This is a genomic window from uncultured Anaerobiospirillum sp. (assembly GCF_902485895.1).
GTDB lineage: Bacteria > Pseudomonadota > Gammaproteobacteria > Enterobacterales > Succinivibrionaceae > Anaerobiospirillum > Anaerobiospirillum succiniciproducens.
In genome coordinates this window covers 1-7,731 of record NZ_CABTML010000102.1, presented here as the reverse complement: position 1 = coordinate 7,731, position 7,731 = coordinate 1, and the positions used below count along the sequence as shown (strand labels likewise).

The window sequence follows — 7,731 nt, the reverse complement described above, 5'->3', positions numbered from 1 at the left end:
TTTGTAGCTCCAGAATCTCAACGCTGCGATTGTTGCGTATCTTGGTGTCGAGATTTTCTTTATCATAGAAGTCTTGGCTTATATAGACCTTGCACCTTTCAGGTAGCTTAGCCTGCATAAGCTCAAGTCTTAAAAGTTCTCTACGCGCCTGTTCAATATCGAAAAAGACCACGCCAATGATATCTTCAAGTGCTATCGGGCCATCAACTAGTACCTCTGCTTGCACATCTGTTGGAGCTGCTTCCATACGCTTTGCGCTGCGAGGGAAATTTGAGCCTCGTGGATGCAAGTCATACAGCGACTCAAAACCTTCTGCGCCCGAGCATAAGTAGGCACCCTTACCTTTAGCAGCATTGCATGGGCAGTATAATGTGTCTTTGCGATAGATGTACTTAGGATCAATTAAGAGAACTGCCCAGTCTTCAAACAGCTGCACACGACTTCTTGAAGTCGCAAAGTAGAAGACATTAGGAAACTCAATAGAGCAGCAAATAAGCTCTGGATGACGGTCATAACGCACTTCATCCGTCTCGTTATACGGCAGCTTCTCTTTTTTAAGCTCATAAGTTGAGCAAATGCCTAAGCCATCACCAAAGATATGGGCAAGGTTGCGTGACTGAGTAAAGTGACAGAGCCTAGTAATGCCCTTTTCGATGACAAGATCACGAATCTCTTCATCAATGTTCTGATCAGTGTGACTATTAGCTGTATTACTCATAAGTCGCTACCTAAAAAATTCAAAAGAGGCTGCCTATACATATCAGGCCTTGACGCCATCAAATCAGATTAGATCTTGCTCACCTAACCTTATAATCAACGCTGCAGCTACAAGCTCCCGCATGTTCTTGCTGATGCATGACTATGATGCTTGCTGCAGCATATGTTCACACTATGAAAAAGCTGCAGAGCAGCCTTAACATTTATGCTTCAACCCTCTCATAAAGATCACTATCACTTGGCATTAGCTCAGTCAGCTCGTCTGAATAAATCATGAGCAATTGAGAGCGAGCACGAGTGACGGCTACATAGAGGGTTTTGAGCTGTCTAATGAGCTTATTGTTCTTAAACTCATCATCCTCAACCACATGAGGTGAAATGAAGCCCTTGGCATCAAGATAAGGCAAGATGACAGTGTCAAACTCTAAGCCTTTTGCTGAGTAAATGGTGCTTACGTAAATGCCTGGTGTTAAGTAATTGCCCTTCTCTAAATGATCCTTTAGGTCGACTACGCCAGGTATATACGATTGAATTTTCTCAAACTGCCAGTGGTACGAAACTAAGATGGCACAGGTGTCATGCTCCAAATCTATATCGGCGAGCTCGCGAATAAGCTCTTCACGCTCCTCCTCGTCTTGCACTTCAACAATCTTTGGCAAATCGCCATGTACTTTAGGAGGTACTACAGTGTTAACATCAGTCTTGTCACCGAACTCCTCAATTAATGAAGCTATAGCTTGGCTAAGCTTATAGATCTCGATGGTGTTACGGTAATTATCGTGAAGCTCCCAGAGCTTACAGTTGGTAAAGCCTGCTGATGTCCAACTGATGCGTGGGCCATAGACTTGCTGTGTATTATCTAAAAAGAAAGTGAGAGAGCCATCTTTACGCATGTGTTCGGCAAAAGCACGAATCAGGACTAAAGGAAAGTCTTGTCCTTCATCAATAATGATGTGGCGATATTCAGATAACGCCTTACCACATATAGAGCTTTGTGCAAACTTATGCGGCATGGTCTCATAGTCATAATCATAATTTTCATGTAGACGCTCTAAATATTCCTCATATACATCATACATGAGAGGGCGTTGGTCGATTTTTAAGCGGGTTGAGCCTCTACCAATACGATCGGCGTCTCTATATTCATCTAAAGAGCCAATGCCCATTCTTAAGATCCAATCGATCTCATCGACAAAGAACTCGTCGCGGCGTTTAAACAAGGGTGATGCATCATTGTCTACTTTGACAGCATTAACTGCATCTGAAATTATAGTTGTACGGCCTTTGTTACAAATTTTTAGACTGTCAAAAGGGAGTCCAGTCTCTTCTCTTTTTTGAGCGCCTAACACTTTAGTCAAGAAAGAATGGTAGGTCGTGGCGGTAATGCATCTGACTCCCATGGCTTTCAACTTACGATCAACATCCTTAGCTAAGGCTCGGTTGTAAGTGAGAAATAGGCATGCGCCTGCATTTGGTAATCGAGAATTACCTAGATAGCACGCACGATAGAGCGCCATCAGCGTCTTACCAGCTCCAGCACTGCCCGTTATCACCGAGAAACCCGTGTCAGGCAAATACAAGACCTCACGCTGACGCGCCTTTGGTGCTGGCAAAATATCAGCTATGCCTACTGCCATCACTCACTCCTCTTGCACTAAGGAATCATAACAAAACCAATATAAGCAAGATTACTATACTAGCGCATAGATACAAAAGGGTGTGTGACGATACTCTACTTTCCGCAACACTCAATCATCAGCCACAAACCTACACAACATGGCCAATTCGGCAAATCAGGCATCACAAAGAACAGCCATTCACAGAGCAAAGACTTAAGATCGTAAAGATCAGCACTGAAGGACAAGCCGAAAAGCAGGATATAGCAGGGCACTTCATCGATTCATTAAATCCTACAAAACCCATAAATAAGCGATTTAAGAGTAATATTGGCTTGCTTGGGCTAGTCAATAGAAGGCGCCGTTTTACAAGAAAAGAAGATCACTGGGAATAGGGCATGGCAATAGTATCGCGAGGATCAGAGGCTTGAATAGCTGCTAAGCGGTCTAAATTTTTACACTATAAAAACACCAGCATGCTTTACACTTTATAATAGAGATCAGTACATCAGAAAACAGCATTAGGCAAGATCAGTAATACTTTCTATACTTTAAAGCCACGATATTTATCGGAAAGCTAGATGCTGTATTGTAAAGGACTTTATGTATCTATAATTACAGCGATCACAAGCTCAGCTGAGATCTGATGAAAAATTTTGTACACAATTTAGTTAATGCATTTTGCTAAGCTACGTAAAGATCAGTAGGGAAAGTTGTACTTTTCATGCGATAGCTTGAGATCTGTGTGGTCTCTTGCAATGTAGCAACCACCAGATCAGCAACCATGCTCTTGCATAACAGGCCTTAAGCTCCTGTTTTCTCAAGCATGCAGCAAAAGATAGGAGATTTGATATGGCAGTCTATGTGAATACCAATTACTCAGCTCTTCAGGGGCAACGCTATTTAGGGAATGTTCAGAACTCACTGACTACCACATATCAGAGATTATCATCAGGTCTTGATCTAGTCAACGTTTCTTTGCATTTAAATTCATTGGGCATTTAAATCAACGATTTGAATTTTAATCGTTAGACTTTTTAAAAATAATTACATATACGTTGAAGATATTTGAGCTAAAAATATTTATTTCACACTCAAAATCTTCGCCATGAAATATAACAAAGGCAGCTGACCATTTAATGATCAAGCTGCCTTTGTTTTTGTATAATTTATATTTAATGCGCTTGGCGATCCTGTTTTTTAAGAGGATCTGGAACTACAATTTAATTGACTTATGCTGCTGTTTCATTCTCATAAGTTTTTTGTTCTTTAATTGCACGTTTCTTTAGCCAAGCGTTCTTATACTCTACTGGAGACAAAGCTCCAAGCCTAGACTGTGGTCGGTAGTTATTCCAATGATGGATAACATATGCAATACGTTTTTCGAGGGTTTTAAACTTTTGTTTCTCAAACGCGCCGAACAGTGCTAGTAGTTCTGCTTTTATTCGACCAATTATTGACTCCGCTGCTCCATTGTCAGCGCTATTTGCTTTCCTTGACATACTTTGAATAACGTTACCCTCAGATTCAAGAAGTTCAACAAAAGCCTTATGTTGATATTGACTTCCTTGGTCAGTATGGAATATCGTCACAACGTCCTTTGGTCGATTTTTAAAGTACTCTTTAACACTCATTATTACAAACTCGACAGTTGGACTAGCCGATGTAGACCATCCAACAATCTCATTGTTGAAAAGATCTATGACTAAAGATATATAAAGCTTAGTATTATCAGCGGTATTAACTACGGTTACATCCGAAACTATCTTTCGATCTGGTTCATCGCTCTTAAAATTACGCTTCAGCAAGTTTTTGGCTACTTTGCCTACTGTTCCTATATAGCTACTGTAAACGCTCTTCGTGAAAGGTTTGACATAGTGTAGACATAGTGAACGCATAACACGTCTAATTTTTTGAGAGCAATAATAAAAGCCTCGTTTACGAACTTCATCCCTCATTTGCGCAACGCCAATGCTACCGTTGTTTTCATAATATATATCCAGAACTGCTTTCGTAATTGCCTCTTCCTCATCTTTTGATTTTTCAAGCACAGCGGGCCTTTTCTTTTCATAGTAATGAAGGTCTCCAGTATTTAAGCCGAAGACCGCCATCGAAATGCCTCTATGTATTTGTGGATGCTCATCAACAAGAGCTTTGTAAGCCTCAATTACAATAGACCGCTTAACCCCTTGAGTTAGATATCTATTAATTGGTGCGCTTTCTACAAGCGTTTTTTTTTGATTAGCGATACTGAAACTCATTACTTTTCTAAGTGCCCTCTGAGTGTGCTCTAGCTGCACATCTACTGGCAGATCCTTGAATCCATCGCTGTTAATATCAATATCAGGCACTCTTCCACGCCTGCCAACAATCTTTTCGTACTCTTTTGCAGGCACTCCTTTTAATACATCCTCAACTTTTTCGCAATTACTAGCGATTTCTATATAGTCAACTAAGTAATTTGGATTAAGGTAACGCTCAGGTATGATGCCATTTATCAAAGACTGACGGAGTTCTTCTTGATATTCAGCACGTCTTATATCCCGGTTACGATCTTTCTTTTTGCCTCTATATACTTTTATCTCAGATGTAGAATTACCATAAATTCGTTCTGGCAACGAATCATTCGTAGTTCTATTCTCTGCAGACGATCCACTAGTAATAGGTAGTGGACAAGCTGTTTGAGCGTGTGGCTTAAGCTTTTTTTGTAATATTGATGTTATACGAACATTGCTTATAGCAGAAGATACAGTTTCATTAAGATGCTGCAACTCTTCATCGTGTAGTGGATCGGATAACTCGTTAAGCTGCTCTTGCAAGCAGTCGACACCACTTCTAACCGATACAATTGGTGAGTCTTTATGGCCTTCTTCGATTGAGTTAACCGTAGGTTCCATATCAGTCGACTCAACTTCTAACAAAGAGTCGGAACAAACTGGGATTGGTTCGCTGGCTTGTTCAATTAGTCTTTTCCATCTAGCTGTAATTTCTTCTGGTTCTTTACAGAAAAAGACGTTCTCATCAGTCCAACTGCTCGTCTTACGGTTGTACGCATACATTGAGTTAAGATGCGCAATTGATAGATGGTTGCAGCTTTTAGCAATCCAGGATTGGACAAGTTCAAGGTTAACTTTAGACGATAACTTGGCTATTCCAGCCCCCTCAAGAGGAGCGCCATTGCTTGCACGTGTTTTACGCAACTTTGCTAGACGTGACTCAGTAACCTTGAATATCAAAGAAACTTTGTTATTAGGAAGATTGTATGCAATAGCAAATTCGACCATAGCGGCTAGATCTTGATTAGAAAAACCACCTGGCTCTGTCATTGCGCGTAGTCTGCGGTATTCGTCTCCTCCATGTAGATTAATAAATGAAACAATTCGAGATGCATCAGGAGGAGATATGCCCATCAGAGCACATAAATCAGAAGGCTTCGCTCCCTTTTCGCACATGGCGATAGCATCAGAGATCTCGTCTCCGCTTGGCTCAAAATCATGAAATTTTAATGACTCTTTAGCCTTCTGTAGCTTTTGTTCAAAGATCTCCTCGTCAGTCTTTTCGTTGAAGATAGCATCGTTCTTTTGGCACTGAGCAAGATACTCAGCCTTGATTATCTCCAGTGATTTGCCGCCGTTGAGCTTCGATATCAACTCTTCTACAAAAGCAAGATTGATATTGGACGGAAGCTTTGGCTCAACCCCATACTCTAGAGGATGGCCAGCAGCACGACGAGCATTAATTGCAGAGGTAAGCTCTCGCTCAGGCACAGAAAAAAGTATGCGAGATTTAGCTACTGGAAGATTAAAAGCAATGGTAGTCTCTGCGGCTACTGCCAATACGTTACTGTCTGTAGCACTTGTTGTAGCTAAAGTCGGATTATTTTTAAGCCACTCTAAACCATGGACTTTTAAAGCAAATACAAGTCTGCTTACATGCGCTGGACTAACATCAAGTTCTTTAGCGATCTCAGTCAGTGGTTTTCCTGATTTTTCTAAGTCAAATAATTGAGCAATTTTTGCTGAATTAATTTTAATTTTTGTTGCCATATTTCTATCCTTTGCAACGTGTTTATCGCGTATTTAATATGCAAAGAATAGTTTACTAGATCATCTTCGTATCAACAGCGCTAAAGATGACGCTGCTGGCCTTCAGATTTCTGATCGTCTGACCTCTCAGATTAATGGACTTAACCAGGGCAACCGTAACGCATCTGACGGTATTGCACTTGCTCAGACCGTAGAGTCTGGCATGGACGAAATCTCTGGCATGCTCCAGAAGATCCGTACCTTAGCAGTACAGGCAAACAACGGCACTAATACTGCGGAAGATAAGGCTGCACTTTCCAAGGAAGCTTCTGCTTTAGCTAATGAAATTTCACGTATCGCTAAGCAAACAACCTATGGTGGAAAGCTCGTACTGAATGGACAAAAAGACGATCTAACTACTATCTTCTCAAAGGCTGGTAACAACAAAGGTAAGGCAGGTGAAATAACTCTTCAAGTCGGCTCCAACAAGGGTGATACCATCAAGTTCAGCATTGAAAACATGCAGTTCTCAATGATTGGTAGCCGCGCAGATAAAAATGCATTTGTTCAAGGTAACGACAAATTCTTACAGATTAATGGCAGCGTTATTTCGTTTAGATTCTCTGCTGCTTCATCTGCAGAAATTACCATTGGCATGATGGATAAAATGATTGCTCAAGTTGATGGCTCACGTGCCGATCTAGGTGCGATCCAGAACAGACTTGAGTCATCTATCCGCAACCAGTCTAATGTCGCTGCTAATGAAGCTGATGCACGCTCACGTATTCGTGATGCTGACTTTGCTGAAGAGTCTGCTAACTTATCTCAGCAGTCAATCATTCAGCAGGCTGCTGCTTCTATGCTGATGCAGGCTAATACCCGTCCTCAGCTTGGCTTAAGCCTCCTTGGCTAATAGCATTTAAAGCTAAGCTATTTAGCTTTAAGCACTAAAGGAAACCTCGCAAATGCGGGGTTTTCTTATTTCTACATGGTGAACCTCGGTCAAAGTAATGCAATAAAGGCACATTCGTGTCTGTAATAATGCGTGTCTAACATACATTAGCTCTTTAAATACCAGTTAAAGAGCAAAGTAGTACTCGATAAGATGGATAGCAGATGGAGTCCTGATGTAGACTCGTCTTAGAAGAATACAAGTGCTCTTTATTTAGCAGCCGTGCCCTGTTGACATTGTTAATATCAATAGCTAAATGAGCATCAAACAATATTAGGAGATGACCCATGGCAGTATATGTTCTCCTTTGGTCAATGTTTTTTATAGATCTAGGGAGCTAGGCATACTGGCCTGATGAGGGGCTGCAGCATATGCATGCTGCGCCCCTTTTGGCTTTATAAGCTAATCTAAGTCGGCGCGA

Annotated in this window: 5 protein-coding genes; 2 read left to right on the top strand and 3 right to left on the bottom strand. The window is 41.2% G+C overall.

Annotated features, from left to right (window positions below):
* A partial coding sequence (locus tag RDO37_RS08150) for a DarT ssDNA thymidine ADP-ribosyltransferase family protein (RefSeq protein ID WP_308498731.1) occupies window positions 1-718 on the bottom strand: 718 nt, incomplete at its 3' end.
* Between the two features lie 202 nt (window positions 719-920).
* Window positions 921-2,354 (bottom strand): 3'-5' exonuclease, encoded by a 1,434-nt coding sequence (locus RDO37_RS08145; protein WP_308498730.1) that lies wholly within the window; start codon window positions 2,352-2,354, stop codon window positions 921-923.
* Window positions 2,355-3,185: 831 nt separating this feature from the next.
* Between RDO37_RS08145 and RDO37_RS08140 the strand changes: the two genes are divergently transcribed.
* Window positions 3,186-3,338, top strand: coding sequence for a hypothetical protein (locus tag RDO37_RS08140; RefSeq protein ID WP_308498729.1), 153 nt, complete (start codon window positions 3,186-3,188; stop codon window positions 3,336-3,338).
* 227 nt (window positions 3,339-3,565) lie between these two features.
* On the opposite strand, the gene RDO37_RS08135 is transcribed toward RDO37_RS08140, so the two are convergent.
* Window positions 3,566-6,379, bottom strand: a complete 2,814-nt coding sequence (locus RDO37_RS08135; protein ID WP_308498728.1) for an IS3 family transposase — start codon at window positions 6,377-6,379, stop codon at window positions 3,566-3,568.
* A gap of 70 nt (window positions 6,380-6,449) precedes the next feature.
* Between RDO37_RS08135 and RDO37_RS08130 the strand changes: the two genes are divergently transcribed.
* On the top strand, window positions 6,450-7,271 hold the full coding sequence (locus tag RDO37_RS08130) for a flagellin (RefSeq protein WP_308498732.1): 822 nt from the start codon (window positions 6,450-6,452) through the stop codon (window positions 7,269-7,271).
* Window positions 7,272-7,731: the final 460 nt, after the last annotated feature.